Genomic DNA, 25569 nt, shown 5'->3' on the forward strand with positions numbered 1-25569 from the left:
GCCGCGGGGCCGGCTAGTCGAGCGTGGCGACGTCCAGGGCGCCTTCCGCGTACTGCTTGCGGATCACCTTCTTGTCGAACTTGCCCACGCTCGTCTTCGGTACGGACTCGATGATCGACCAGCGCTCCGGCAGCTGCCACTTGGCGATGGACAGGGCGAGGAAGGCCCGCAGGCCGGCGTAGTCAACCGTCGCGCCCTCCTTGAGGACCACCGTGGCCAGCGGCCGCTCGCCCCACTTCTCGTCCGGGACGGCCACCACGGCCGCCTCGGCGACCTCTGGGTGGGCCATGATGGCGTTCTCCAATTCGACGCTGGAGATCCATTCCCCGCCGGACTTGATGACGTCCTTGGCCCGGTCCGTCAGCGTCAGGAAGCCATCGGGGCTGATCACGCCGACGTCACCCGTCTTGAGCCAGCCGTCGGCGCTGAACTTGTCCTCGGGACGCAGCGGTTCGCCCGTCGCACCGCCGAAGTAGGCGCCCGCGATCCAGTTGCCGCGCACCTCCAGCTCGCCGGCGGACTCGCCGTCCCAGGGGAGCACGTCGCCGCCCGGGCCGACGAGCCGCGGTTCCACGCCCGCCGGGAAGCGTCCCTGGGTGAGACGGTAGGGCCACTCCTCCTCGGCGCTCAGACCGGCCGGCGGGTGGGCCATGGTGCCCAGCGGGGAGGTCTCGGTCATGCCCCAGGCGTGGCATACGCGGACGCCGAGCTTGTCGTACGCCTCCATGAGGGAGGGCGGGCAGGCCGAGCCGCCGATGGTCACGTGCTTCATGGAGGTCAGGTCGCGCGGGTGCGCGGTGACCTCGGCGAGCAGCCCCTGCCAGATCGTGGGGACGGCCGCCGCGTGCGTGGGGCGCTCGCGCTCGATCATCTCGGCGAGCGGAGCGGCCTGCAGGAAGCGGTCCGGCATCAGCATGTTGATGCCGGTCATGAAGGTGGCGTGCGGCAGGCCCCAGGCGTTGACGTGGAACTGCGGGACCACGATGAGGCTGGTGTCGCGGTCGGTCAGGCCCATCGACTCGGTCATGTTGACCTGCATGGAGTGCAGGTAGATGGAGCGGTGGGAGTAGATGACGCCCTTGGGGTCCCCGGTGGTGCCGGAGGTGTAACACATGGCGGCGGCATGGCGTTCGTCCAGCTCCGGCCAGGCGTAGGTGTCCGGGCGGCCGGCCAGCAGGTCCTCGTACTCGTGCACCTGGACGCCCAGACCGTCGAGCACCGAGCGGTCACCGATGCCCGACACCACGACGTGGTCGATGGTGGGCAGGTGCGGCAGCAGCGGAGCCAGCAGCGGCAGCAGGGTGCCGTTGACGAGCACGACCCGGTCGACGGCGTGGTTCACGATGAAGACCAGCTGCTCGGGGGGCAGCCTGAGGTTCAGGGTGTGCAGGATCGCCCCCATGGAGGGGATCGCGAAGTACGCCTCCACGTGCTCGGCGTTGTTCCACATCAGCGTCGCCACGCGGTCGTCCTGCTGAACACCCAGCTCGTCCCGCAGGGCGTTGGCCAGCCGGGTGGCTCGGACACCGATCTCCGCGAAGCTGCGCCGGTGCGGCTCGGCCTCCCCGGTCCAGGTCGTGACCTGGGACTTTCCGTGGATCGTCATGCCGTGTCGAAGTATGCGGCTGACAAGCAGTGGTACGTCCTGCATGGTGCTCAGCAAAGCGTCCTCCCGGTGGGCGCTGCAGCGCTGCGGCGGCTACGGATGCTGCCGATTCTGCTCACGTACCGCTCGGCATGTCACTACCCGGAGAGGGAGAGTCGCTGTTTCACGTGAAACATCAGCGGACCGGGGTCAGCTCCGGATCCTCGCGCAGCTTGACCAGGGCCCGGGAGACGGCGCTCTTGACCGTGCCGACCGAGACCCCGAGCAGCTCGGCGGTCTGGGCCTCGCTCAGGTCCTCGTAATAGCGCAGCACCACCATGGCCCGCTGCCGGTCGGGCAGCCGGGTCACCGCGCGCCACATCGCGTCGCGCAGTGCCTGCGCCTCGGCGGGATCGGCGGCCGGCGCCACGTCCGTCTCGGGCAGCTCGTCGCAGGAGAACTCGTCGACCTTGCGCTTGCGCCACTGGGAGGTGCGGGTGTTGACCAGGGTCCGGCGGACGTAGCCGTCGAGGGCCCGGTGGTCCTCGATCCGGTCCCACGCGACGTAGGTCTTGGCGAGGGCCGTCTGCAGCAGGTCCTCGGCATCGCACGGGTTGGCGGTCAGCGAGCGCGCCGTACGCATCAGGGACGTCCCCCGGGTCCGTACGTACGACGAGAACGACGGGTACGACGGGTGCGACCGGTACGACGACGGGTGCGACGACTGGTTCGATGCGTACGTGCACACTGGCGTGGTCATACCCCCACGCTAGGAGCGGCGGCAGCTCGGGGGATCGGCCGCAGGTGCCGAAACCGCGTCCCTCTCAGGTTGTAGGCCGGGGGTTTCCCCCACCTCCTGTAGGTGGAGGAGGCGGGGGACCGCGCACCTGGCGCTCCGCGGCCTACCCCGCCCGGGCCCCGGAGCCGTCCTAGGTCCTGTCGTCAAAGTGCCGTCGTCGCCCGAAGGGCGGCCCCGCGGCGTCTGGTGCGTGCTCTCGCCGTGCCGGGCGGAAGCCCGCGTACTGGACGTACTTGGCTTTCGCCCGGTGCGGCGAGAGTGCGTGCCAGGCGTCGCGAGGCAGACGGCACTTTGACGACAGGGCCTAGGCGTCGACACCCAGGACCAGGCCGGAGGTCGGCACCCCGGTTCCGGCCGTGACCAGGGCGTGGGCCGCGCCCGCGACCTGGTTGACCGAGCTGCCGCGCAGCTGGCGCACCGCCTCGGCGATGCCGTTCATGCCGTGCAGGTACGCCTCGCCGAGCTGGCCACCGTGGGTGTTGAGGGGGAGCGCGTCGGCGGCGACGTAATCGGCGGCCTCCCCCGGCTTGCAGAAGCCGAACTCCTCCAACTGCATCAGCACGAAGGGCGTGAAGTGGTCGTAGAGGATGGCGACGTCGATGTCGGAGGGGCGCAGCCCGCTGGTCCGCCACAGCTGCCGGGCCACCACGTCCATCTCCGGCAGGCCAGTGAGGTCGTCCCGGTAGAAGCTCGTCATCGCCTCCTGGCGGCGCCCCGCCCCCTGTGCCGCCGCGGTGATGACGACGGGTGCCCGGCGCAGCTCGCGGGCCCGCTCCACGCTCGTGACGACGATCGCCTGACCGCCGTCCGTCTCCTGGCAGCAGTCCAGCAGCCGCAAGGGCTCGACGATCCAGCGCGAGGCGGCGTGATCGGCGAGGGTGATCGGCTTGCCGTGGAACCAGGCGGCCGGGTTGGTGGCGGCGTGCCGGCGGCCGGTGACGGCCACGTGTCCGAAGGCCTCGGGGGTCAGCCCGTACGCGTGCAGGTAGCGCTGCGCGGCCATCGCCACCCAGGAGGCCGGGGTGAGCAGGCCGAAGGGCAGGGACCAGCCGAGCGCCGCGCCCTCCGCGGACGGCTCGCGCTGCTGCACCCCGGACCCGAAGCGACGGCCGCTGCGCTCGTTGAAGGCGCGGTAGCAGACGACGACCTCGGCGACTCCGGTCGCCACGGCCAGCGCGGCCTGTTGCACGGTGGCGCAGGCCGCCCCGCCGCCGTAGTGGACGCGGGAGAAGAAGGACAGTTCCCCGATGCCGGCGGCCTGGGCGACGGTGATCTCGGGGCTGGTGTCCATCGTGAAGGTGACCATGCCGTCCACATCGGCGGGGGTGAGCCCCGCGTCGTCGAGCGCGGCGTGCACGGCCTCGACGGCGAGGCGCAGTTCGCTGCGTCCCGAGTCCTTGGAGAACTCGGTCGCGCCGATCCCGGCGATGGCGGCGCGGCCCCCGAGGGAGTCCCGGGCGTGGACGCTCATGCCGCGCCCTCCGCCAGGGTCGCGGTGACCGTGCCGGTGACGTGGTGGCCGATGCCGTTGGCGCCGACCACCTTGATCTCGACGGTGTCCTCGGCGACGGCGGTGACCGTACCGGTGAGGGTCATCGTGTCGCCCGGATAGTTCGGCGCGCCGAGGCGGATCGCCACCCTGCGCAGCACGACGCTCGGCCCGAGGTGGTCGGTGACGTAGCGGCCGACCAGCCCGTTGGTCGTCAGGATGTTCATGAAGATGTCCGGAGAGCCCTTCTCCCGCGCCAGCGAAGCGTCGTGGTGCACGTCCTGGTAGTCGCGGGAGGCGATCGCGCCCGCGACGATCAGCGTGCGCGTGACCGGTATCTCCAGCGGCGGCAGGCTGTCGCCCACCCTCATCGCGTCGGCTCTCATCCCTCAGCCCTCCTGCGCCAGTACGGCGCCCAGTTCCGCCAGTAGTTCGCTGCCACAGCCGAGGTACGCGTCCAGCTGGCGCCCCCAGAGGAAGTGCCGGTGTACGGGGTGGTCCAGGTCGGCGCCCATCCCGCCGTGCAGGTGCTGGCCCGCGTGCACGACCCGCTTGCCCGCTTCCGAGGCCCACCAGGCGGCGGTCAGCGCGTGCTCGTGCGCGGGGAGCCCTTGGTCGATGCGCCACGCCGCCTCGTACGCCGTCACCCGGATGGCCTCGGTGTCCATGTACGCGTCCGCGGCGCGCAGCATGACCCCCTGGTTGGTGGAGAGCGGGCGGCCGAACTGCTCGCGTTCGCCGGTGTGGGCGACGGCCCGGGCCAGCGAGCCCGCGCAGACGCCCGCCTGGAGGCCGGCGAAGGCGGTGCGCGCGCTCGCGAGCACCGCCGCGTAGGCGTCGCCGTCCCCGCCCGCGTCGCCGGCACCGCCGTCGCCGAGTCGTTCGGCTTCGGCGCCGTCCAGGACCAGCCGACCGGCCGACCACGGGGCGGTGGTCTCCTGCGGGACCGTCTCGGCACCGGGTGCGTCCGCCCGCACGAGCCACAGCTGCCGGTCGGCGCTCGGGACCAGGACGTGCGTGGCATCGCGCAGCCACGGCACGGCCTGGGCCGACCCGGTCAGCCGGCCGTGCGCGTCCGCGGTGAATCGGCCGCGCGCCGGGAAGGCGCCGGTGGCCACCGCCTCGCCGGCGGCGAGTGCGGGCAGCAGCCGGGCGCGCTGCTCGGCGCTGCCGTGGGCGGCGACGGCGAGCAGCCCGTACGTGCAGGTGGCGGCGAAGGGGACCTGGGCGGTGGTGCGGCCCTGCTCCTCCAGCAGCAGCACCAGGCCGAGCAGTCCGACCTCCTCGACCGCCGCGATCAGCCCGGACCCCGCCAGGGCCTTCCACAGTTCGGCGTCGGTCCCGGTGCCCGCGGCGGCGAGGCGCTCGTGGGTCGCCAGGTCCCGGAAGATCTGCGCGGCGAGACCGATGGCGGCGGCCTGCTCCTCGGTGGGCCGGAAGTCCATCAGCCCTCACTCCCCCGGAAGACGGGCAGTTCCAGTTCCTCGTCGACCCGCAGGAACTCCAGCTGGACGGGCATGCCGATGCGCACCTTGTCGTAGGGGACGCCGGTGATGTTGCTGACCATCCGGACGCCTTCGGCGAGTTCCACGACCGCCACCGCGTACGGGGGGTCGAAGGCGGGGAAGGGCGGGTGGTGCATGACGACGTAGCTGAAGACCGTTCCGGCGCCGGACGCCTCGACGGTGTCCCAGTCCAGGCCGGCGCAGTCGTTGCAGCCCGGGAGCCAGGGGAAGCGGAGGGCCGCGCAGGAGGCGCAGCGCTGGATGAGCAGCCGGTGTTCCTGGACCCCGTCCCAGAAGCCCCGGTTGTCGCGGTTGACGACGGGGCGGGGGCGCAGGGCCTTGGCCTTGGCTTGGGCCTGAGCCGGGTCTTCGCGTCGGGGGGCGGGGGCGGGGGCGTACTTCAGGATGCGGAAGCGGTGGGTGCCGGCGGGTTCGCCGCCGGCGCGGACGTCCATCCGGGTCGTCACGAAGTGCCCGGTGCCCAGCTTGGTGGTCTTGCGGGGGGAGACGGATTCGATCACGGCGTCGAAGGTGACCTCGTCGCCGGGCCGCAGGGGTCGCAGGTACTCCTGCTCGCAGTCGGTGGCGACCACGGAGGTGAATCCGGCGCCGTCGAGGAGGACGAACAGCTCGTCGTAGGCGGAGGAACGGTCGGTGTGGCCGGAGAGCCCGCCCATCGTCCAGGCCTGGAGCATGGTGGGCGGAGCCACCGCGTCGGGACCGGTGTAGGCCGGGTTGGTGTCGCCCATCGCCTCGCACCAATGCCGGATCATCGGCTCGTTGACCGCGTCCTTGCCCCGGCCCGAGGTGGCCGCGGCCCGCCCCTCGAAGGCCTTGAGCAGCGGGTACAGCGCGTCCGCCGGCCCGCCTCCGGTCTCCGTCCGCTCTTGTCCTTCGCCCTGGCCGTGGGCCTGGCCTTCGCCCTGGCCCTGGTTCCGTGTGGTCGCGGTCACCGCTTCCTCCCCTTCATGCCGAGCCGCATCATGGCGACGATCTCGCGCTGGACCTCGCTGACCCCGCCGCCGAAGGTGTTGATCTGCGCGGCGCGGTTCATCCGCTCCAGCTCGCCGCCCGCGAAGGCCGCCGGACCGCGTACGAGGGCCTCCTCGCCCACCACTTCCTGGCACATCCGGTACACCTCGACGGTCGACTCGGTGCCCAGGAACTTCACTCCGCTCGCATCACCGGGGGCCAGACTGTCGGCGCCCACGTCCTGGACGAGGCGCCAGTTCAGCAGGCGTACGGCGGCCAGCCGCGCGTGTGCCTCCGCGAGCCGGGACCGCACCCAGGGCCGGTCGGCCGGGCGCTCGCCGGTGACGGGGTCCGCCGTGCGGGCATGGGTCAGGGCGGCGTCGTAGAAGTCCTCGGCCTGCATCCCGATCGCGGCGAGGGCGACGCGCTCGTGGTTCAGTTGGTTGGTGATGAGGCCCCACCCGCCGTGCTCGGGGCCGACGAGGTTCCCGGCCGGCACGCGGATGCCGTCGTAGTAGGTCGAGGTGGTGGTCAGACCACCGACGGTGTCGATCGGCGTCCAGGAGAAGCCCGGGGCGTCCGTGGGCACGAGGATGATGGAGATGCCCTTGTGCTTGGGGGCCTGCGGGTCCGTGCGGCAGGCGAGCCAGATCCAGTCGGCGTTCTGGGCGTTCGAGGTGAAGATCTTCTGCCCGTCGATCACCCACTCGCCCCGCTCCGACCCGGAGTCGTCCCGCACGGCCCTGGTGCGCAGGGAGGCGAGGTCGGTGCCGGCCTCCGGTTCCGAGTAGCCGATCGCGAAGACGATCTCTCCCGTGAGGATCCGGGGGAGAAAGAACTCCTTCTGCTCCTGGGTCCCGTACCGCATCAGCGTCGGGCCGACGGTGTTGAGCGTGACCATGGAGACGGGCGCTCCGGCCCGGTACGCCTCGTCGAAGAAGACGAACTGCTCGTCGGCGCCGCGCCCTTGACCGCCGTACTCGACGGGCCAACCGAGGCCGAGCAGACCGTCGGCGCCGATGCGCCGCAGCAGCGCGCGCTGCCCCGCGGGGTCCTGGGGCGCACCGTCCGGCATCACGTTCTGGAAGTACTCGCGCAGTTCGGCACGCAGCCGCAACTGGTCTTCGGTCGGGGCGAGGTGCACGGCGCAGGCCTCCCGGCATCACACATCATCAAGTGAACCTGACTGTCCGTCAGATTCCCTGTCGATGTCAAGGTCGGGAACGCGCGAGGGCGCCCGCGCCTACCGGACCCCAGCCGGTCCGGTCGCACGGGCGCCCTCAGCGCTCACGGGGCGGCTACCACCAGGGGTGGAAGTTCACCGCCACGTTGCTGTTCGCCTGATGGATCGCGGTGAAGGCGGAGCCGTTGACCTGCGCGGAGTTGTTCTGGTTGGACGCGCCGGCGCCGGTGGCCACCTGCTGCGTGGTGGCGGAGTTGCCGTGGTTGTTCCCGCCCACGCCGCTGCCGATGATGCTGGCGACGCTCGCATTCGACCCGTCGTTCGCGAAGCCGCCGTTGTCGGCGTGCGCCACCCCGCCGAAGAGGGCGAGGGCGAAGGGGAGCGCAGCGACGGTGGCGATGACGCGGGCGGTACGGATGCTTGCCATGTCTTTATCCTCCAGAGAACCTGAAATGGGGGTGTTTCCAAGGCAGTTGGCCGACCGCCTCGATCGTTCCGTAGTGACGACGTCGCTGGACCAGAGTTGCCCACCGAATCCCCGGCGAACCACCCCGGAGCCCACGATTCCCCCGCAAGCATGAGCAACATCGGATAAACCCCATTCGCGCCCCCAGCGCCCCAGATCAGCGCACGCGCAACGGGCGAAACCCCCGGCACACAAGAGGCGAACCGTTCCGCCAATCCCACTGGCCCCGGGCATGCCAAAGAGGACCGCTCCGTCCGGGAACCCCACCGTCTCCCGGGTCTGCGGTCCTGCACACGCGCTCGCGCGCCCCCTGCACGCCCCCGGCGCTCGCCGGGGTGGCCGAGCGGTACGCCCCCACGGGCGCTCTCGCCGACCTGCTGTCCACCTGAAGTCACTGCCCGACCGTGCGCGAACGACCGGCGCACCACTGATCGGGCTGGCTGTCCCACGAAACCGCGTACTGCGTCCTACGCCCTACCTGCTACCTGCTACCTGCTACCTGCTACCTGCTACCTGCTACCTGCTACCGACGAACGGTCCGACCTGGCCCGACCTGACGACCAAGCCCACTCCTGCACCACTGGACTGCCGCACTTCTGCACTGCCGCGTTCCGCACTGCTTCCGCACTACTCCGCACCGCACGTCAGGCGACGAGTTCCAACGCGTCCCGGGAGCGGTCCGACTGGGCGTGGGAGGCGGCGGTCGTGGAGCGGCTGCGTACGGAGGGGGTGGAACCGTGGGCTTCGGCGCGGATCCGCTGGGCGATGGTCGGCGGCAGCGATCCGCCGCGCATCATCGCCCTCCAGCTCCGCCGGGACGGCACCGCCGTCGTCCGCGCCGCGGATCCGGCCGGGACGGCGGGAGCGGAGACGGAAGCTGCGACGGGAGCGGCGACGCTGCCACCGAGACCCAGGGCTGCGAAGAGCGCCACGAGTGCGGCGAGGACACTGGTCCAGATCGACTTGAAGGTGCTGCTGTTGGCCATGACGAACCCCTCATTCCAGGATGTTCCGACGGGCGGATCTGAATACATTCGTCATGATGTGACCGCAAGCGCAGCGAGTCCCACACCCGCGCCGATCTTCCGACAAACACCACTCGGTCGGCCCATCACCACTTGCGGAGCCCCCACAGAACCGGACGCAGAACGGCCCCTGACCGGGTTTTCCGGTCAGGGGCCGTTCGTCTGCAGTGCGGTGGGTGTGGGATTTGAACCCACGGTGACATCGCTGCCACGACGGTTTTCAAGACCGTTCCCTTAGGCCGCTCGGGCAACCCACCTGGCGGGTACAGAGTACCGGGCAGGTGGGGTGCGCGGGGGCTGTGGTCAGGAGGAGGTCTGGGCCCTGTCGTAGGCCGCCTTCACCTCGTCGCCGAAGTACGGGCCGTACATCCGGTTCGGCAGGAAGGTGTAGCCGAAGCTGTTCACCGAGACCTGCGTGCCGAGGCCGGAGGCCTCGTCGAAGTTCTGGAGCCAGGGGCCACCGCTGGAGCCGCCCGTCATGTTGCAGGACAGGCTGTGGTCCTTGGTGAGGAGGAAGTCCTTGCCCGTGTTGCCGCTGCAGTAGACGAGCTTCGTGCCGTCGTACGGAGCGGCCGCGGGGAAGCCGAAGGAGTACATCTTCTTGTTGTAGCCACCGTTGAACTGGATGCCCTGGGCCCCGACGACCTCGCTGAGCTTGCGGCCGCCGAGCGGGGCGACCACCGCGAGGCCGACGTCCATGTTCATGTCCTCGCTCGCCACCCACTGGTCGGTCGAGAAGGTCTTGGTGGCGGACCACTGGCCGTACGGCGCGCTGCCGTTGTTGTACGCCGGGACGAAGATCCAGTTGGTGTGCCAGGCGCCCTGGTACTTCACGCAGTGGCCGGCGGTGATGACGGTGCTGCCGTTGGCGCTGGTGATCGAGTCGCCGGAGCAAGAGGCCGTGCGGTCGCCCATGGTGAAGAAGACCCGGCCGGAGGTCTTCACGATCGCGCCGCCGCCCGTCCAGGCGCCGCCCGCCTGCGGGAACGCGCTCGGGGACGCGTCATGGGCCGACGGGGCGGACGGAGCGGACGGAGCGGTCGGGGCGAACGTCGTGGGGCCGGCGACCGCCGTCGGCGCGCCGCGGGTGGATCCGGGGGCCGCCGTCACGTCGAGCGGGGTGGCCGCCCTCATCCGGGCCGCCGTCCAGAAGCCGGGGTCCGGGGTGAGGGGGGACGCCGCGGACGCGGGCGCGGCCGTGAGCACGCCCGCTATCAGGGCGCCTGCGGCCAGGAGGACGGACGCGGCCGTTCGATGACGATTCACGCATGACTCCTTCTGCCGTGCCCAGGGCCCGTGGGACCCGGGCAGGGGTGGGGTAGGAAGAGTGGTCGGTGCGGATCGGCAGTGCGGCTTGCCCGGGCAGCGTGGCACGGTGGTGCGCGATTGTCAGCGGGGTGTCACGCCGATTGGCCGGTTCGGCCCGATACGGCTGAACTCGGCCTCTCCGCCCGCTACATGGTGAGCAGGACCCCGGCGTACGAGACCCCGGCCACCACGGCCCACGAGCTCAGGCCCAGCACCGCGGCCCGCCCCCCGGTCCGCGCCAGCGTCGGCAGGTGCACCGCGCTCCCCAGGCCGAAGAGCGCGGCAGCCAGCAGGGCCTCCTGCGCCGAGTGGGCCCACCCCAGTGCGGCCTCGGGCACGACTCCGGTGGCGCGCAGTGCGGCCGCCGCCAGGAACCCGGCGACGAACAGCGGAACCGGTGTCGGCCGCCGCCCCGAGGCGGTCCGCACCCCGCGCCGGCGGGCCCGTACCGAGAAGGCCACGGCGGCCACCAGCGGGGCCAGCAGGGCCACCCGCATCAGCTTGACGAGGACGGCCTCCCCGAGCGCGTCCGGCCCGGCGGTCTGAGCGGTGGCCACGACCTGGCCGACGTCGTGCACGCTGGCCCCCACCCACCGGCCGAACTCCGGGTCGGTGAGCCCCAACGGCCCCTGGAGCAGCGGCAGGACCGCGATGGCGAGGGTGCCGCACAAGGTGACCAGGGCCACCGAGGCGGCCACGTCCTCCTCGTCGCTGCCGGAGACCTCGCTGACCGCACCGATCGCCGAGGCTCCGCAGATCGAGTACCCCGTCGCGATCAGCAGCGGCTGGTCCCCGCGCAGCCCGAGCCGCCGGCCCAGCCACAGCGTGCCCAGGAAGGTCGCGGCGACCACCGCGACGACCATGGCCACCGTGGCCCAGCCCAGCCCCAACACGTCGTCCAGACCGAGCCCCAGGCCCAGCAGGACGATGCCGATCCGCATCAGCCGTCGACCGGCGAGCGAAAGGCCCGGCCGGGCGGCTCCGCGGACGAAGGTCCGGATCCGGGGCAGATGCGCGGCGGCGATGCCCAGCACCACCGACGCGGTGAGCCACGGCACCGCGGGCACGAGCCAATGAACCGCCCAGGCGAGCGCGGCCCCGACCACCGCGGCCGCCAATCCGGGCCAGGAAGTGGGTGTTTCACGTGAAACAGGCCGATCCCCACCGATGCGCGGTGTGGGCCGGTGCAGCAGCGCCATCAGTCGGTGGGGAGCGTGTAGACGCGCCGGACGCTGCTTCCCAGGCGGGCGACGTCGGCGCCGTAGACGTGGAGGGATATCGCCTTGGTGCGACAGGAGTTGCGCACCTTGTGGATGTCGCCGGGGGGCGCGAACCCGCAGACGTCGCCAGGGCCGTTGAGGATCTCCTCGGTGGCCACCAGCCGGGCTCCCGTGGTGCCCGTCGCCGGGGCGAGCCGGTAGCGCCGTTCGCTCTCCGTGCCCTCGTGGACTCCCGCCACGCACCACGACACGTGGTCGTGGATGCTCGTCTCCTGACCGGGCAGCCACACCAGTGCCACCACCGAGAAGCTGCCGTCCGGCTCCGCGTGCAGGATGTGCTGGCGGTAGCGGTCGGTGTGGCCCTCGCGCTGCTCGTCGGTGAGCAGGTCGGGCGTACCCAGCTGCGGCGCGACGAGCTCTCCGACCAGGTAGGCGGTGAGGTCGGGTGCGAGCCCCCGGTCCACGACCGTACGGATCTCAGCGACGAGGGCGGCCATCCTCGCAGTGGTACGGGCCGGCGTGGTGGTGGTCATATCGGCAGCATCCGGCAGCCGATCCATCACGTCCAACGACAGTTTCTACCCGAAATCCCAAGGGCCGCTTATGGATTGGGGGAAGGGTGACGTTCGTCGGGTCAGCAGCCGACGCGGTTGGCGGCCACCCGCTTCAGCTCGTCCAGGACGGCGGCCGTCGCCGGTATCCGCAGGTGGTCCCGGTAGACGTAGGCGGCGATGTGGCGGCGGGCCATCGGCGCCAGCGGCCGTCCGCACACCTTGTTCAGGGAGAGCGAGGGAAGAACCAGCGCGGGCATCATGGCCACACCGAGCCCTTGGGCCACCAGGCTCTGCACGACCAGGTTGTCGTCGGTGGAGAACCGGATGTCGGGGACGAACCCCAGCTCGGCGCACTCGTGCAGCAGGTTGGCCCGGCAGCGCGGGCAGCCCGCGATCCAGCGCTCCTCCGCCAGGTCCGCCAGGTGCACGGCGCGCCGGCGGGCCAGGGGGTGGCCGGTCGGCAGCAGCACCGTCAGCTGGTCCTCCAGCAGCTTCACCTCGGCCACCTCCTCCGGTATCTCCTCGTGGAGACCGGGATAGGTGAAGGCCAGCGTGATGTCGCACTCCCCGCGCTCCAGCCTGCGCAGTGAGTCCGGGGGTTCCCCTTCCAACAGCTCCACCTGCACGCCGGGGTGGTCCTTGGCGAGCCCGCTGAGCGCCTCGGGGACGAGGGTGACATTGACGCTGGGGAATCCGCACAGCCGGACCCTGCCGGCACGCAGTCGCGCGTAGGCCTTCATCTGCGCTTCGGCGGCGGAGAGGGATCCGAGGATCGATTCCGCGTGCCTGGCCAGCGAATTCCCCGCCTCGGTGAGCTGCATGCGGCGACCGACCCGGGTGAACAGCGGGGTGCCGACGGCCCGCTCCAGGGCCTTCATCTGCTGGGTGATCGCGGGCTGGGTATAGCCCAAGACGCGGGCGGCCGCCGAGTACGACCCGGAGGCGACCACCTCGTGAAACGTGCGTATGTGCCGCGAATCGAACACGACCGAAGCATAAGCGGACGTTGGGAGGGGCCGTGGGCACAATCGCGCCTACGGCCCCTCCCGACAGGATTTCCTGTGGCCCGACCCATCCGTCGCCCGGGATCACTCGCCCGGGGTCATTCGCCCGGGCTCACCCGCCCGGGTTCATCGGCCCTGGATCACTGGCCCCGAATCACTTGTCGCCGACCCGCGACCCGAGCGTGATGTCGACCGTGGTCGGCTTTCCACCGCGCAAGTACGTCAGCTTCACCGTGTCACCGGGCTTGTACGTCCAGATCTCACTGATGAGCGTCGGGCCGCTGTCGATCGTCTTGTCACCGAACTGGGTGATCACGTCGCCGGGCTTGAGGCCGGCCTTGCCCGCCGGACCGGCCGGGTCGACCAGCTCGTTGGCCGCGGCGCCCTGCTCGGAGATCTTCGCGCCGTCCGTCTTGGACTGGAGGTCCACGGAGACGCCGATCACCGGGTAGGTCGGCTTGCCGGTCTTGATGAGCTGCTGGGCGACGTTCTTCGCCTGGTTGATCGGGATCGCGAAGCCGAGGCCGATCGAACCGGCCTGGCCGCCGCCGAAGCCGCCGTTGCCCGCCGACTGGATGGCGGAGTTGATGCCGATGACCGCGCCGCGCCCGTCGAGCAGCGGACCGCCGGAGTTGCCCGGGTTGATCGAGGCGTCCGTCTGGAGGGCGCTCATGTACGAGTTCTTGTTGCTGGCGCCGTCGCCGGAGGCCACAGGGCGGTTCTTGGCGCTGACGATGCCGGTGGTCACCGTGTTCGACAGGCCGAAGGGCGCGCCGATCGCGATGGTCGTGTCGCCGACGGCGACCTTGTCGGAGTCACCGAGCTGGAGCGGGTTGAGCCCGGTGGGCGGGTTCTTCAGCTTCAGCACGGCCACGTCGTAGCCCTGGGCCCGGCCCACGACCTCGGCGTCGAACTTCTTGCCGTTGGAGAAGGTGGCGGAGAGCTTGCCACCGTTGGCGGCGGAGGCCACGACGTGGTTGTTGGTCAGGATGTGGCCCTCCTGGTCGTAGACGAAGCCGGTACCCGTACCGCCTTCGCCGTCACCGCCCTGGGCCTCGATGGTCACGACGCTGGGCAGCGCCTTGGCCGCCAGGCCCGCGATCGAACCGGGCTCGCGCTTGAGGTCCTTGGGCGCCTCGCCGGAGGAGTTGACCGTGGTGGAGCCGGAACCGTCGAGGCTGCCGTCGGCGAGCTTGTAGCCGATGCCGCCGCCCACCCCACCCGCGAGCAGAGCGGCCGCGAGCACGGCCGCGATCAGGCCGCCCCGGCCCTTCGCCTTGTGCTGCGGAGCGCCGTCGCCGAGCGGGGGCGCGCCCCAGACCCCGGCGCCGTTGCCACCGTCGTGGCCGCCGGCTCCGTACGCCGGAACGGCCGGCGGGGGCGGCGGCCAGGCCTCGGCGCCGTGCGCGGCGGGAGCGCCGTACGGAGCCGCGGGCGGGCCCGGGACCGGAGCCGCGGCCGGAGCCCCGTACGGGTCCGCGGCGGGGGTCTGCGGCAGCTGCTGGGTCGGCTCGGCCCCGGGCGGCGGGGTCGGCGGCAGCTGCTGGGTCGCGGGCTCGGCCGCGCCGGGCGCGGCGGCGTACCCCTGGTCGGCGGCGACCGGTGCCTTGCCCATGTCCACGGGCGGTGCGTCCACGGGGGCCGCATCCGCCGGGGCCACCGGCTCGGGGGTCGGCGCGGCCACCGGCACGGGAGGTGCGGACGGGGCCGCGGGGGGCGTCGGGGCCGCGGTGCCCTCGTTCTCGGTGCTCACAGCGCTCTCTCCTCGTCACACACGGCGTGCTGGATATCGGACGGTACATCCGGCGGGACATCGGTCCGGGTGAACGTTCGACCGGTCATACAAGTTCCTGGGCAAAGCCTTTCCCATCAACCGTCAGAGCACTGTAAGCCGGACCTGTGCGTCCTGACCCCATCCTTTATGCCGGGCATTTCGGACGCATCTCCAGGGGCCCGCCCCACGCCGGAGGGCCGGACCCTGGCACCATGACCCGGTGACCCACGCAACGCCGCGCCCCATCCAGGTCGTCGCCCACCGCGGCGCCTCGGAGGACGCCCCCGAGCACACCCTGGCCGCCTACCGCAAAGCCGTCGAGGACGGAGCGGACGCGCTCGAATGCGACGTCCGGCTCACCGCCGACGGCCATCTCGTGCTGGTCCACGACCGCCGGGTGAACCGCACGTCCAACGGCCGCGGCGCGGTCTCGGCCCTGGAACTGGCCGATCTCGCCGCCCTCGACTTCGGCTCCTGGAAGGACCGCGAGGAATCCCCCGACTGGGACGCCGGAGCGGGCGCCGCCGGCGAGTACGGCAAGGAGCCCGATCCGGAGCGCACCTCCGTGCTCACCCTGGAGCGGCTGCTGGAGCTGGTCGCGGACGCCGGGCGGCCGGTGCAGCTCGCGATCGAGACGAAGCACCCGACCCGCTGGGCCGGACAGGTGGAGGAGCGGCTGCTGTTCCTCCTCAAGCGCTTCGGCCTGGATTCCCCGCCGACCGAGGGCCCGCACCCCGTACGGATCATGAGCTTCTCCGCGCGCTCCCTGCACCGGGTCCGCGCGGCCGCGCCGACGATCCCGACCGTGTACCTGATGCAGTTCGTATCGCCCCGGATGCGCGACGGGCGGCTGCCCGCCGGGGTCCGGATCGCCGGGCCGGGCATGCGGATCGTCCGCAACCACCCCGGCTTCATCCGCAAACTTCAAGCCGCCGGGCACTCGGTGCACGTGTGGACCGTGAACGAACCCGAAGACGTTCAGCTCTGCGCTGATCTGGGTGTCGAAGCAATCATTACGAACCGACCCCGCCAAGTTCTGTCACAACTTGGTCGCTGACGCCCCCTTTTGCCCACCCGTCCCCCCTTCCCCTCTCGTGACAGGGTGTGCCCCGGCGCATCCGCTCCGCATTCAGTCGTCATGAATGCGTCAGAGGCCACCTCCACGGCGGTTTCCGGTCCAGGCCAATGGGGCATCCAGACCATGGCGTGGGGCTAAGGAGGTTCCGGGGGTGACGTTGGTGATGGCACAGGAGGTGCCCACGTCGTCGTGCATGGCCGTACCCCATGGCCCTGCGGGCGTGGGTACGGCGAGGCACCGCATGCGTGAGCAATTGCGTATCGGCGGACTGCCCGATTCGGTCGTGGACGATGCCGTCCTGATCCTTTCCGAACTGCTCAGCAACGCCTGCCGGCACGGCAGGCCCCTGGGCACTCAGGAGATCGGCGACGGGGACATACGCGCCGCATGGCGCGTCGACAAGGCGGGGCGACTGACGGTCGAGGTCACGGACGGGGGCGGGCCCACCCGTCCGGTTCCGGCCACGCCTTCGGTCACCGCGCGCGGTGGCCGGGGGCTGAACATCATCAGCGCCCTCGCCCAGGACTGGGGCGTGCGGGACGGCGCGGGCGGCGAGGTCACCGTATGGGTGACGGTCGCGTGCGGACCCCGTCACGACGATTTCGCTACGCGCGTCGCTGCGCCCGCGATCGGCTTCGGCGCCCCCTTCGACGACCTGGATCCCTGACCCGATCTCGGCCACGAGCTCCGACCGAACGAGAACCCGAGCTCGAACCCGAACGAGAACCCGAGCTCGAACCCGGGCTCACACCCGAGCTCCGACCCGAACGCGAACCGAACGCGACCCCGGGAGCGCACGCCGACCGCGCTCCCGGCCGCGCTCCCGGCCGCACCCGCCCGGTTGCGGCGGTACGAACGGCTAGGCTCGCGCCGTCACGTACCGCCGTACCGCCGCAACCGGGAGACACCCACGATGGCCAAGAAGCGCCCCGCAGTGAAGACTGCAAAGCCGCAGCTCAAGGACGGGGAGATCCCTGTGGTGGGCGCCCGCGAGCCCTGCCCCTGCGGATCCGGGCGCCGCTACAAGGCCTGCCACGGCGCCGCCGCCTCACACGCCGTCACCGAGCTGGTGCAGCGCCCCTTCGAGGGTCTGCCGTCCGAGTGCGACTGGGTGGCGCTGCGCGAGCTGGTGCCGGCCGCCACCATCCCGCTGACCCTCAAGGGCGGGCTGCCCGAGGGCGTACCGTCCGTCACGCTGGTGACCGTACTGCCCATGGCCTGGCCGGCGCTGCGCCGCGAGGACGGTTCCGTCCTGCTCGGCCTGCAGAACGAGTCCTCCAGCGGGAACCTCTCCCGCGACCTCGCCGACACGCTGGAGCGCGCGCTCGTCGCCGAGCCCGGCAACCCGATCGCCGCCCGCCGCGTGCCCGCCGAGGGCCCCCGACTTCAGGATCTCCTGGACCCGGACGGCGTTTTCGAGCCGGTTGTACACAGCGGCTTCGAATTCTGGATTCCGGATGCGGAGACCGCCCAGGCCGCCTCCCCGGAGATCGCCGCCTCGCTGGAGCGCGCCAACGCGGCCGCCATCCCGACGGTCAAGCTCACCGGCGTCGACGCGGCCTACTGGTGCGAGACCCCGGAGAAGAACCACCTGCGCTGGGTCATGCCGCACCCCGAGGAGCAGCTGCTCGACGCCCTGGCGCGGCTGACCGCGGCGGGCGAGTCCTCGCTCGGCGAAGGCACCAAGCTCGTCGGGTCCTTCCGCGCGCACGGCCTGATGGTCCCCGTCTGGGACCTGCCCGTCGGCTACACCGCCGACCAGGCGGAAGAGCCCGCGGCCCGGCTCGCGGAGCGCCTCGCCAAGGCCCTGACCACGGACGCCCCGCTGACCCCGGAGGAGCGCCGGGCCCGCGGCGGCCTGACCAACCGCCAGGTCACCCTGAGCTGACCTCGGGTCGTCCGTGCGGTCCCACGACGGGTCCGCACGGGCCCCGACGGCCCTCCACGGGGCCTCCCGGAGCCCGCCACGGGCGGTGACCGGAGTCACAACTCCCGCTAATCGTCTGCAAATCGATGTCCGAATATCCGAGATCGAATTTGCGAACAGGCGATCTCTTGTTACCGTTCTTGTAGCCCGGTCGCTGGTGCATCCCCCGTCGCCAGCGACCGGGCCCTTCCATTTCCGGTGGCGCTCAACCGCCGCCCGGTCCCGGTGAGTTGCTCCCGGACCGCAGGAGCAGGGGTCCTTCAGCATCCGGAACTGCAAATTCCGCTACTGCGCTGTACCGGTCCGGGGTTCCCAGGGAGTCCTCCTTGGGCGTCTCGCACAGACCCGGTTCGTCGCCCGCCCCGATCGCGCAGCGGATCTGCACCGTCCGACCCGCCGGCCCCATCACGGTCAGTACGGATTCCAGCGGCCGCCCGCTGGTGTTGCGGTAGTAACTGCGCCCCCAACTCTGCCCCTCACCGGTCAGCACGCACGTCTGCGCCTCGACCCCCTGGGGCGAGGAGAGTTCGGGGCCGCAGCGCGCGTCCGTGCGCGGCTGCTCGGCCGGTCCGGGCGGCGCCGGCTTCGACCCGCCCCGGCGGCCGGAGGGATCCGACAGTCCCAGCGAGGAGAGCAGTCCGCCGCCCTTTCCGTCGTCCCGAGCGGCGAGGTCCGGTCCGGCGATCGCACCCGCGAGCGGAAGCGACAAGATGATCAGCACACCGGCGCCGATACCGATCAGGCGGAGATTCATTCGCCGAAGATAGCGATGCGGCGACGGGCCACGGAGATGCCCGCGCCCAATTCCCGTGTAATCGGGCGCTGGTGACACCCGTTCGAGTGATTCGGCGGGTAGGCCCGCCGGTCAGCCCGTACGAGCGTCAGTACGCGAGTCGGCTGCCGCCGCCCGGCGCCCCGGTGCTCGCCTCCACCAGCGCGTCCACGACCGCCTCCACCTCCGGCAGCCACGGCGGCCCGTCCGGCGCCACCGGTTCCCGCTCCCAGCGCACCTGACCGCCGCAGGACGCGGCGGAGGGCGGCAGCAACAGGTACCCGCCCTCGCCGTGGAAGCGCAGCGAGGACGGAACGTGGTCCTTGGCGTAGAGGAGTTCGCCGAGCCGCTCCAGCGAGTACGGCGCCACCAGCAGCGACCAGCGCGTGGGCGTCGCGACGACCGGACCGAGCCGCAGGCCGCGCTGGTCGAGCCGGACCAGCGCCCGCGCGGCGGCCGCCGCCGGCAGGCTCACCGCGCAGGGTGCGGCCCCGCCAGTGGCCAGGAGCAGGGGAGCGCTGGGCCGGTTGGTCCACCACCAACCCACCATCCGGGGGTCGGTGGTGGCCGCGAGGAGACCCGGGTCGAAGGGGTGGGCGCCGGGAACCACGCAGTCCGGGTCCGGGCAGGCGCAGCGCGCACCGTCCGCGCCGGCCCGGCCCACACCGGGGAGCACGGGCCACGCCCAGTCGGCTGCACACACCAATGCGGCGTCGAGGGACAGCGGGTGGGCGGGTGCGGACCCCGGCCGGGACCCGGCCCGCTGGGCGAATCGGAGGGACTGAAGGGTCCGGAGGGGCTGGAGGGTCCGGAGAGGTTGAAGAGTCCGGAGAGGCTGGAGGGTCCAAAGGGACTGGAGCGTCCGAAGGGACTGGGCGGTCCGAAGGGAACTGCGGAGTCGCTGGAGACGCCTCCCGAGGATCTCGCGCATGAGCGCTCGTTCCTTTCCGTTGAACGCCGAGGGCCACATCACACCATGTATGCGGTGTTTCACCACACGTACACGTTTCGCGTCACTGTCCGCTAGAAGCAGGTTCACACGGTTCGTGCAGTTTTCGTACGGGTCCATGGAACGTCCAGCAAGGGCGGTGCGCGACCCGTGACGGGCCGCGCCCAGCCGCCGTCGCTAAGGACGGCGGCCCGTACCGGACGGTTCCCGGCGGGTCCGGGATGGCGTCAACTCACCCCGCGCACCACCGTTTACGTACCCGTGCCGATGGTGACGCCCGCCCAGTCGACCGCAAAAAGGCATCCCATCCAACCTTTTCCGGCCAAGTTTTACCCTTGACCGAACGGTGAGTTGTCGTCTCACGGACACCAGGATTCCCACCTGGGCAATGCTGGACATCGATCCACGTGTGCGTGTAGATGTGGATCCATTGATGGCGGCGCAGAACGATCTGGGGGTTTGCGATGCTATTCGGCGAATCACACCAGGTGGAAAGCCGGACGCCATGAGCGCCCCGCATCCGCCGAAAGTGGCTGGAATCGATTCAGTAGTTACGGCTTCCCCTCACACTGCGGCACCCGTGCCCCCGCGCACCGCTCCCGCACCGACCGCGGTACCCGCCCCCAGCACCCTGATCCAGGACCGCCTGGCGGGCATGGTCTCCGACCTGACCACCCTGCACGAGCTGACCGAGCGCCTCGCCCGGTCCGCCGGCCTCGACTCCTGCCTCCAGGAGTTCCTGCGCGCCGGAGCCGCCCTCGTCGGCGCCCGTCGGGGGCTGATCGTGCTGGAGCCCGCCGACGGCCTCGGCCCCGCCACCACGATCGGGCTGGGCCTGGGCCGCGCGGACCTCGGCCACATCGAGACCGTGCCGCGCGCCGCCACCTCGTACGGCCGCATCCTCGACGGAACCCCCGGCGCCACCGGCGGCTCCGAGGTGCTCCCCGAGGTCGGCGCGCCCCCCGGTTCCGGCGGGTACGCGACCCCCGTCGACCCGCAGCTCCGCGAGGTCGCGGCGCGTCTGGGCTACGCCGCCAGCTACGCGCTGCCGCTGACCGCCGAAGCCACCGGCCGGCTCGGCGCCGTCGTCTGGCTGTACGACGACCAGGTCGAGCCGAGCGACCGCCAGCGCGACCTCGTGGGCCTCTACGTACGGCACGGGGCCGAGCACCTGGCCCGCGTCCTGGAGGCCCAGCGCGCCCGGACCCACCTCGCCACCGTCGCCGAGGAACTGCTGCCGAGCAGGCTGCCCCGGGTGCCGGGGGTCCAGCTCGCCGCCCGCCACCACACCGGACCGCACGGCGGCGGCGATTGGTACGACGCGCTGCCGCTGCCCGAGGCCGCCCTGGGACTGGCCATCGGCTCCGTCACCGGAGCCGGGCCCAGCGCGATCGCCGCGATGGGACGACTGCGGGCCTCGCTGCGCGCGTACGCGGTGATGGAGGGCGAGGACCCCGTCGCGGTCCTCTCCGACCTGGAGCTGCTGCTGCGGCTGACCGAGCCCGCGAGGTCGGCGACCGCGCTCTTCGCCTACTGCGAGCCGGGATCCCGGAAGATCCTCCTGGCGGGTGCCGGACACGCGCCGCCGCTGCTCATCGGCGAGCACCGCACCGAGTACGTGGAGACCACGCTGTCCGCGCCGCTCGGCATGCTCGCCTGCTGGGAGGCTCCGAGCGTGGAGATCGAGCCCGCCGCCGGAGAAACGGTGCTGCTGTACACCGACGGGCTGCTGCGCCGTACCGGTGACGCCATGGACCGCGCGTACGCCCGGCTGCACGCGGCCGCCGCCTCGGTACCGCGGGCCGCCCGCGAGGACCCGGCCGCGATCGTGGACCACGTCCTGCGCACCGTGCTGCCGGACGAGGACTTCACGGGCGGGACCGGGAACGGGTCGGCGAGCGGCTGCCATGAGGACATCGTCCTGCTGGCTGCCCGGTTTGACTGATTTATCACAGCCCTGCGGGGCCACTTCCTCTCGCACATACGATGGACGGGGTCCGTACCCGGTCCTGTCGTAGCTGAGGAGATGACGTGGCTGACGAGCTCACCCCGGAGACCCCGGAAGAAGAGCAGCCCAAGAAGACGCACAAGCAGCGCAAGAACGGGCTGTACCCGGGCCTCAGCGACGAACTCGCCGAGAACATGCGCACCGGCTGGGCGGACACCGAGCTGCACGGCCTGGAGCCCATCGCCCAGGCCGCGCACACGGCCGCGCGCCGCGAGACGCTGTCCGCGAGCTTCCCCGGTGAACGCCTCGTCGTCCCCGCGGGTCGCCTCAAGACGCGCTCGAACGACACGGAGTACCCCTTCCGTGCCTCGACCGAGTACGCCTACCTGACCGGCGACCAGAGCGAGAACGGCGTCCTGGTCCTGGAGCCCACCGGCGAGACGGGCCACAGCGCGACCATCTACCTGCTCCCGCGCTCCGACCGCGAGAACGGCGAGTTCTGGCTGTCCGGCCAGGGCGAACTGTGGGTCGGCCGCCGCCACTCCCTCGCCGAGGCCGAGCAGCTCCTGGGCATCCCGGCGAAGGACGTCCGCACCCTGGCCGAGGCCCTGACCGAGGCCACCGGCCCGGTCCGGATCGTCCGCGGCCACGACGCGGTCATCGAGGCGGCCCTGGCCGACAAGGTCACCGCCGAGCGCGACGGCGAGCTGCGCGTGAACCTCTCCGAGGCCCGCGTGGTCAAGGACGCGTTCGAGATCGGCGAGCTGCAGAAGGCCGTCGACTCCACCGTCCGCGGTTTCGAGGACTGCGTGAAGGTCCTCGACAAGGCCGAGGCCACCAGCGAGCGCTACATCGAGGGCACCTTCTTCCTGCGCGCCCGCGTCGACGGCAACGACGTCGGCTACGGCTCGATCTGCGCCGCCGGCCCGCACGCCTGCACCCTGCACTGGGTCCGCAACGACGGCCCCGTCCGCTCCGGCGACCTGCTGCTGCTGGACGCCGGCGTGGAGACCCAGTCCCTGTACACGGCCGACGTGACGCGCACCCTGCCGATCAACGGCCGGTTCACCGAGATCCAGCGCAAGATCTACGACGCGGTGTACGAGGCCCAGGAGGCCGGCATCGCCGCCGTGCAGCCGGGCGGGAAGTTCCGCGACTTCCACGACGCCGCGCAGCACGTGCTCGCCGAGAAGCTCGTCGAGTGGGGCCTGGTGGAGGGTCCGGTCGAGCGCGTCCTGGAGCTGGGTCTGCAGCGCCGCTGGACCCTGCACGGCACCGGTCACATGCTCGGCATGGACGTCCACGACTGCGCGGCCGCCCGCACCGAGGCCTACGTGGACGGCACCCTGGAGCCCGGCGTGTGCCTCACCGTCGAGCCCGGCCTGTACTTCCAGGCCGACGACCTGACCGTGCCCGAGGAGTACCGCGGCATCGGCGTCCGGATCGAGGACGACATCCTCGTCACCGAGGACGGCAACCGGAACCTGTCCGCGGCCCTGCCGCGCCGGTCCGACGAGGTCGAAAGCTGGATGGCCGCGCTGAAGGGCTGACCCCTGCGCCGCCGCACCACCGCCGATGGGCGGGGTCCCCTGTACCGGGACCCCGCCCATCGGCCGCTCAGGACGCCTTCAACAGCGCTCCGTCCTGCCATTTGAGGATCTTGTCGAAACTGACGACGGCTCCCCGGCCCGGGCGGTTGCGGAAGCGGGCGTGATCGGCCAGCTCGGCGATCAGCGACAGCCCCCGGCCGTGCTCCGCCAGCGAGGGTCTGCGGCGGGACACCGTCGTGGGCGGGAAGCCCGGGCCCGAATCGGTCACCTCGATCCGGCAGCGGTCGCCGTCGAGATAGGCCGTGACGCGGTACGCCGCACAGGCCGCGGGATCGGCGGGAGCCGGCCCGACGCCCCCGGCGGGGGCCTCGTCGCCGTCCCCGGCCACCGGCCCGCCGTGCTCCACCGCGTTCGCGCACGCCTCGCTCAGCGCCACCGACAGGTCGAAGGAGATGTCGGGGTCCACCCCCGCGGTCTCCATCGTCCCCAGCAGCAGTCGCCTGGCGAGCGGAACGCTCGCGGCCTCGCGCCTCAAGTGGAGAGACCACCAGATGCTCATACCGTTACCTATTGCCGCCCGGAGCACCGCGTAAGCCCCGTGCGGCCGTCGGAGCCCTCGTTCGGCCGATGCGACCCGCCCGGACGCCGGTGTATGCGGCGGTTCGGCGCGGTGGCGGGCGAACTCCGTCCAGGGGGACTCAAGGGACCTTCCGGACCTGCCGTATGGGAGACCTAAGCGCAGTGCGATGATGGCCCGGCCATGACTGCCCCCCACACGATGCGTGCAGGAGCCGGGCTCCGGACCCTGCGGGCCGCGGTGTTCACCGCGGTCTGCGTCGTGCTGTCCGCCGTCGGGCACGCCCTCGCCTCGTGCGCCACCGTTCCCTGGTGGACGCTCTGCGCGGGATTCCTGGCCGTGTTCGCGGTCGCCTCCCTGCTCGCGGGCCGTCGGCGCACCCTGCCGGGTCTCGCCGGCGCCCTCGCCGTGGGCCAGCTGGGGCTGCACACGCTGTTCGGCCTCGGCCAGCACGGCGCCGCCACCGCGTCCGCCGCCTCGGCCGCCGCGGACGCCTCCGCGCGGGCCGCCTCCGACACCTCGCTCGCGGCGCTCGCGGCCCGGCTGATCTGCGGGGGCAACTCCGTACCGCTCAGCCCGGCCGACGCCCGACAGGTGCTGGAGACCGCGGGCCTGAATCCGGCCGCGCTCACGGTCCCGGCGCACGACGCCCACGCCCACGTGGCGCAGGCGGTCACGGCTCCCTCGACCGGGCTGCTCAGCCTGCCGATGCTGCTGGGCCACCTGGTGGCCGCGCTGCTCGCCGGCTGGCTGCTGAGCCGCGGGGACGCGGCCCTGTTCCGGCTCGTCGAACTGTCCCGGCTCGCCACCCCGGCCGCCCCGGTCCGCGCCCTGCGGACCGCCCTGGCCCTCGTCCGCGCCCTCTGCGCCGGACTCCCGGGCGCGCCCGGACGTACCCCGCGGTCGCCGCGCGCCACCCCGGACCGGGCCGTGGCCCCCGGCCGGACGGCACTCCACCACACGGTGATCAGGCGCGGCCCACCAGCGGCCCTCGCCCTCGCAGCCTGACGCGGCACCACCTCCACTCCCCGGGACGCCCGGCGGAGCACCGGTGCCGCGAACTCCGCGCGCGCCTGTGCGCCGGAGCCACCGTCACCCCTGCTTCCGTGGAGTGTTCCTGCCATGAAGACCTCTCGCGTCTCCTTCGCCGCCGCCCTCGCCGCCGGTACCGTCCTCGTCCTGTCCGGCACCGCCTTCGCCCACGTCGGCATCCAGCCGGGCGAGGCCGCCAAGGGCGGCTACGCGACGATCAACTTCAAGGTCCCGAACGAGCGCGACAACGCCGCGACCAACAAGCTCGAGGTCAGCTTCCCGACCGACCACCCGCTCTCCTCGGTCATGCCGCAGGACGTCCCGGGCTGGACGGTCACCGTGGAGAAGAGCAAGCTCGACAAGCCGCTCACGGTCCACGGCAAGCAGATCAACGAAGCCGTCACCAAGGTGACCTGGACCGGCGGCAAGATCGAGCCCGGCAAGTTCCAGCAGTTCCCGCTCTCGATCGGCCAGCTCCCCTCGGACGCCGACAAGCTCACCTTCAAGGCCATCCAGACGTACGACAACAACGAGGTCGTGCGCTGGATCGAAGAGGCCAAGGACGGCGCCGCCGAGCCGCAGAACCCGGCGCCCGTGCTCAAGCTGACGGCCGCGGCGGGCGGCGACCACCACGACGCCGGTGCGAAGAAGGCCGACGAGGCCAAGAACACCGACCACGAGGACGGCGCCGAGAACACCGCGGCGTCCGGCTCCGACACGACCGCGCGCGCCCTCGGCATCGCCGGGATCGTCGTCGGCCTGGGCGGGGTCGCCTTCGGCGTGGCCTCGCGCCGTCGCACGTCCTGATCGACGTCCGCAGATATCCGAACCACCCCCGATCTCAGGGACATC

Annotated in this window: 24 protein-coding genes and 1 tRNA gene; 7 read left to right on the forward strand and 18 right to left on the reverse strand. The window is 71.8% G+C overall.

Translation table 11 applies throughout. The features are described 5' to 3' along the window. Window positions 1-13 precede the first annotated feature (13 nt). The 15 genes from ACZ4UB_RS00555 to ACZ4UB_RS00625 form a co-directional block, all read right to left on the reverse strand. Window positions 14-1663, reverse strand: a complete 1650-nt coding sequence (locus tag ACZ4UB_RS00555) for a long-chain fatty acid--CoA ligase (RefSeq protein ID WP_468067363.1) — start codon at window positions 1661-1663, stop codon at window positions 14-16. A gap of 118 nt (window positions 1664-1781) precedes the next feature. Next, complete coding sequence (locus tag ACZ4UB_RS00560) at window positions 1782-2345, reverse strand: SigE family RNA polymerase sigma factor (protein ID WP_468067364.1); 564 nt, start codon at window positions 2343-2345, stop codon at window positions 1782-1784. Window positions 2346-2688: 343 nt separating this feature from the next. Further along, window positions 2689-3855 (reverse strand): lipid-transfer protein, encoded by a 1167-nt coding sequence (locus tag ACZ4UB_RS00565; RefSeq protein ID WP_468067366.1) that lies wholly within the window; start codon window positions 3853-3855, stop codon window positions 2689-2691. Then, window positions 3852-4244, reverse strand: coding sequence for a MaoC family dehydratase (locus ACZ4UB_RS00570; RefSeq protein WP_468067716.1), 393 nt, complete (start codon window positions 4242-4244; stop codon window positions 3852-3854). Before ACZ4UB_RS00570 ends, ACZ4UB_RS00565 begins: the two co-directional genes overlap by 4 nt. An 18-nt stretch (window positions 4245-4262) precedes the next feature. Further along, on the reverse strand, window positions 4263-5318 hold the full coding sequence (locus ACZ4UB_RS00575) for an acyl-CoA dehydrogenase family protein (RefSeq protein WP_468067367.1): 1056 nt from the start codon (window positions 5316-5318) through the stop codon (window positions 4263-4265). Continuing rightward, window positions 5318-6229: a bifunctional MaoC family dehydratase N-terminal/OB-fold nucleic acid binding domain-containing protein gene (locus ACZ4UB_RS00580; RefSeq protein ID WP_468067717.1), complete on the reverse strand. Its 912-nt coding sequence runs from the start codon at window positions 6227-6229 to the stop codon at window positions 5318-5320. The genes ACZ4UB_RS00575 and ACZ4UB_RS00580 overlap by 1 nt, the downstream gene beginning before the upstream one ends. Before the next feature lie 98 nt (window positions 6230-6327). Continuing rightward, window positions 6328-7494: an acyl-CoA dehydrogenase family protein gene (locus ACZ4UB_RS00585; protein ID WP_468067368.1), complete on the reverse strand. Its 1167-nt coding sequence runs from the start codon at window positions 7492-7494 to the stop codon at window positions 6328-6330. A gap of 154 nt (window positions 7495-7648) precedes the next feature. Beyond that, window positions 7649-7960: a hypothetical protein gene (locus tag ACZ4UB_RS00590; protein ID WP_354378922.1), complete on the reverse strand. Its 312-nt coding sequence runs from the start codon at window positions 7958-7960 to the stop codon at window positions 7649-7651. 683 nt (window positions 7961-8643) lie between these two features. Next, complete coding sequence (locus ACZ4UB_RS00595; RefSeq protein ID WP_468067370.1) at window positions 8644-8985, reverse strand: DUF6344 domain-containing protein; 342 nt, start codon at window positions 8983-8985, stop codon at window positions 8644-8646. A gap of 209 nt (window positions 8986-9194) precedes the next feature. Then, window positions 9195-9281 (reverse strand) — tRNA-Ser (locus ACZ4UB_RS00600). A 46-nt stretch (window positions 9282-9327) separates the two neighbouring features. Beyond that, window positions 9328-10290 (reverse strand): trypsin-like serine peptidase, encoded by a 963-nt coding sequence (locus ACZ4UB_RS00605; RefSeq protein WP_468067371.1) that lies wholly within the window; start codon window positions 10288-10290, stop codon window positions 9328-9330. 188 nt (window positions 10291-10478) lie between these two features. Next, window positions 10479-11531 (reverse strand): YeiH family protein, encoded by a 1053-nt coding sequence (locus ACZ4UB_RS00610; protein WP_468067373.1) that lies wholly within the window; start codon window positions 11529-11531, stop codon window positions 10479-10481. Next, window positions 11531-12085: a cysteine dioxygenase family protein gene (locus tag ACZ4UB_RS00615; protein ID WP_354378918.1), complete on the reverse strand. Its 555-nt coding sequence runs from the start codon at window positions 12083-12085 to the stop codon at window positions 11531-11533. Before ACZ4UB_RS00615 ends, ACZ4UB_RS00610 begins: the two co-directional genes overlap by 1 nt. A 101-nt stretch (window positions 12086-12186) precedes the next feature. Continuing rightward, window positions 12187-13092, reverse strand: a complete 906-nt coding sequence (locus tag ACZ4UB_RS00620) for a LysR family transcriptional regulator (RefSeq protein WP_354378917.1) — start codon at window positions 13090-13092, stop codon at window positions 12187-12189. Window positions 13093-13264: 172 nt separating this feature from the next. Continuing rightward, entirely contained in the window at window positions 13265-14863 is a 1599-nt protein-coding gene (locus ACZ4UB_RS00625) for a S1C family serine protease (RefSeq protein ID WP_468067374.1), read from the reverse strand. 241 nt (window positions 14864-15104) lie between these two features. Here ACZ4UB_RS00625 and ACZ4UB_RS00630 point away from each other — a divergent pair, with 241 nt between their 5' ends. The 3 genes from ACZ4UB_RS00630 to ACZ4UB_RS00640 all read left to right on the forward strand — a co-directional run bounded on the left by ACZ4UB_RS00630 (window position 15105) and on the right by ACZ4UB_RS00640 (window position 17850). Continuing rightward, on the forward strand, window positions 15105-15941 hold the full coding sequence (locus ACZ4UB_RS00630; protein WP_468067375.1) for a glycerophosphodiester phosphodiesterase: 837 nt from the start codon (window positions 15105-15107) through the stop codon (window positions 15939-15941). 85 nt (window positions 15942-16026) lie between these two features. Then, the gene (locus tag ACZ4UB_RS00635; protein ID WP_468067376.1) at window positions 16027-16629 is read left to right on the forward strand and encodes an ATP-binding protein; all 603 of its coding nucleotides are present in this window, start codon (window positions 16027-16029) and stop codon (window positions 16627-16629) included. 246 nt (window positions 16630-16875) lie between these two features. Further along, a complete protein-coding gene (locus tag ACZ4UB_RS00640) occupies window positions 16876-17850 on the forward strand; it encodes a DUF5926 family protein (protein ID WP_468067377.1) in 975 nt (324 codons plus the stop codon). Between the two features lie 244 nt (window positions 17851-18094). Here ACZ4UB_RS00640 and ACZ4UB_RS00645 read toward each other — a convergent pair whose 3' ends face one another. Continuing rightward, window positions 18095-18643 (reverse strand): hypothetical protein, encoded by a 549-nt coding sequence (locus ACZ4UB_RS00645; RefSeq protein WP_468067378.1) that lies wholly within the window; start codon window positions 18641-18643, stop codon window positions 18095-18097. 127 nt (window positions 18644-18770) lie between these two features. Then, window positions 18771-19592: a bifunctional DNA primase/polymerase gene (locus ACZ4UB_RS00650; RefSeq protein WP_468067380.1), complete on the reverse strand. Its 822-nt coding sequence runs from the start codon at window positions 19590-19592 to the stop codon at window positions 18771-18773. 406 nt (window positions 19593-19998) lie between these two features. Between ACZ4UB_RS00650 and ACZ4UB_RS00655 the strand changes: the two genes are divergently transcribed. Together ACZ4UB_RS00655 and ACZ4UB_RS00660 are read left to right on the forward strand one after the other, a co-directional pair. Further along, window positions 19999-21555, forward strand: coding sequence for a PP2C family protein-serine/threonine phosphatase (locus tag ACZ4UB_RS00655; protein ID WP_468067382.1), 1557 nt, complete (start codon window positions 19999-20001; stop codon window positions 21553-21555). An 86-nt stretch (window positions 21556-21641) separates the two neighbouring features. Then, window positions 21642-23108 (forward strand): aminopeptidase P family protein, encoded by a 1467-nt coding sequence (locus tag ACZ4UB_RS00660; RefSeq protein WP_354378910.1) that lies wholly within the window; start codon window positions 21642-21644, stop codon window positions 23106-23108. 67 nt (window positions 23109-23175) lie between these two features. On the opposite strand, the gene ACZ4UB_RS00665 is transcribed toward ACZ4UB_RS00660, so the two are convergent. Next, window positions 23176-23667 carry an ATP-binding protein gene (locus ACZ4UB_RS00665; RefSeq protein ID WP_354378909.1) on the reverse strand — a complete coding sequence of 164 codons (492 nt, stop codon included), beginning with the start codon at window positions 23665-23667 and terminating at the stop codon, window positions 23176-23178. Window positions 23668-23868: 201 nt separating this feature from the next. On the opposite strand from ACZ4UB_RS00665, the gene ACZ4UB_RS00670 reads away from it, so the two are divergent. Further along, complete coding sequence (locus tag ACZ4UB_RS00670; protein ID WP_468067383.1) at window positions 23869-24693, forward strand: hypothetical protein; 825 nt, start codon at window positions 23869-23871, stop codon at window positions 24691-24693. Window positions 24694-24807: 114 nt separating this feature from the next. Continuing rightward, window positions 24808-25524 (forward strand): YcnI family copper-binding membrane protein, encoded by a 717-nt coding sequence (locus tag ACZ4UB_RS00675; protein ID WP_468067384.1) that lies wholly within the window; start codon window positions 24808-24810, stop codon window positions 25522-25524. Window positions 25525-25569: the final 45 nt, after the last annotated feature.

The organism is Streptomyces sp. NPDC028419 (genome assembly GCF_055565515.1).

Bases quoted from the DNA above. Each gene is read 5' to 3' on its own strand.
- ACZ4UB_RS00560 (WP_468067364.1), bottom strand. From the start codon at position 2,345: ATGACCACGCCAGTGTGCACGTACGCATCGAACCAGTCGTCGCACCCG.
- ACZ4UB_RS00565 (WP_468067366.1), bottom strand. From the start codon at position 3,855: ATGAGCGTCCACGCCCGGGACTCCCTCGGGGGCCGCGCCGCCATCGCC.
- ACZ4UB_RS00570 (WP_468067716.1), bottom strand. From the start codon at position 4,244: ATGAGGGTGGGCGACAGCCTGCCGCCGCTGGAGATACCGGTCACGCGC.
- ACZ4UB_RS00575 (WP_468067367.1), bottom strand. From the start codon at position 5,318: ATGGACTTCCGGCCCACCGAGGAGCAGGCCGCCGCCATCGGTCTCGCC.
- ACZ4UB_RS00590 (WP_354378922.1), bottom strand. From the start codon at position 7,960: ATGGCAAGCATCCGTACCGCCCGCGTCATCGCCACCGTCGCTGCGCTC.
- ACZ4UB_RS00595 (WP_468067370.1), bottom strand. From the start codon at position 8,985: ATGGCCAACAGCAGCACCTTCAAGTCGATCTGGACCAGTGTCCTCGCC.
- ACZ4UB_RS00610 (WP_468067373.1), bottom strand. From the start codon at position 11,531: ATGGCGCTGCTGCACCGGCCCACACCGCGCATCGGTGGGGATCGGCCT.
- ACZ4UB_RS00615 (WP_354378918.1), bottom strand. From the start codon at position 12,085: ATGACCACCACCACGCCGGCCCGTACCACTGCGAGGATGGCCGCCCTC.
- ACZ4UB_RS00635 (WP_468067376.1), top strand. From the start codon at position 16,027: ATGCGTCAGAGGCCACCTCCACGGCGGTTTCCGGTCCAGGCCAATGGG.
- ACZ4UB_RS00640 (WP_468067377.1), top strand. From the start codon at position 16,876: ATGGCCAAGAAGCGCCCCGCAGTGAAGACTGCAAAGCCGCAGCTCAAG.
- ACZ4UB_RS00645 (WP_468067378.1), bottom strand. From the start codon at position 18,643: ATGAATCTCCGCCTGATCGGTATCGGCGCCGGTGTGCTGATCATCTTG.
- ACZ4UB_RS00650 (WP_468067380.1), bottom strand. From the start codon at position 19,592: ATGCGCGAGATCCTCGGGAGGCGTCTCCAGCGACTCCGCAGTTCCCTT.
- ACZ4UB_RS00655 (WP_468067382.1), top strand. From the start codon at position 19,999: ATGCTGGACATCGATCCACGTGTGCGTGTAGATGTGGATCCATTGATG.
- ACZ4UB_RS00665 (WP_354378909.1), bottom strand. From the start codon at position 23,667: ATGAGCATCTGGTGGTCTCTCCACTTGAGGCGCGAGGCCGCGAGCGTT.
- ACZ4UB_RS00670 (WP_468067383.1), top strand. From the start codon at position 23,869: ATGACTGCCCCCCACACGATGCGTGCAGGAGCCGGGCTCCGGACCCTG.
- ACZ4UB_RS00675 (WP_468067384.1), top strand. From the start codon at position 24,808: ATGAAGACCTCTCGCGTCTCCTTCGCCGCCGCCCTCGCCGCCGGTACC.